Source organism: Sphingomonas sp. LH128, assembly GCF_000293195.2.
In the GTDB taxonomy this organism is placed as follows: Bacteria; Pseudomonadota; Alphaproteobacteria; order Sphingomonadales; family Sphingomonadaceae; genus Novosphingobium; species Novosphingobium resinovorum_A.
This window is the reverse complement of sequence record NZ_ALVC01000566.1, coordinates 1-474: the sequence shown is the minus strand read 5'-3', so window position 1 is coordinate 474 and position 474 is coordinate 1. Positions and strand designations below refer to the sequence as shown.

Sequence of the window (474 nt, the reverse complement as noted above, 5' to 3'; positions counted from 1 at the left end):
GGACACGGAAGCAGGCGGGTACGTAATCCAGCACTTCGGTGACGTCTTCGCAGATGACGGTCTCGCTACCACCGCAACCGCATGGCTCCGGAAGATGCTGTGTTGTCTGGCGCGGGATATGTGGTGGGATCGGTGCCCGGGTTCCGGCCTTGCGCGCCGGTTGCGCGTTCGACGCCGCAGCGGCGTCATCGTTGGCCGGCTCCGGGGCATCCACCTCCTCGAACATCAGCCGCAGCTGTGCGATGTCCTTTTTCTCGGAGCTGCGACCGAACTGGACGCGCAGCAGCCGAGCAAGACGGTGCTCCAGCTTCTCGATCGTCAGACCCTGAGCTTTGACGGTCTGCTTTGCCGCCCCCAGTTCGGCCCGCTCCAGCTCCATGATCTCAGTCATCTCCCGCAGCATTTTCTGCAGGAGAACGGGGTCTGTGGGGAGGCGATCAAGGTCGAACCGCATGCCCCGGACTATAGCGCAAG

General features: G+C 63.5%; 1 pseudogene. It reads right to left on the bottom strand.

Annotated features, from left to right (window positions below):
• A pseudogene (locus LH128_RS30255) lies at positions 1-391 on the bottom strand (IS66 family transposase); the annotation flags it as partial.
• Positions 392-474: the final 83 nt, after the last annotated feature.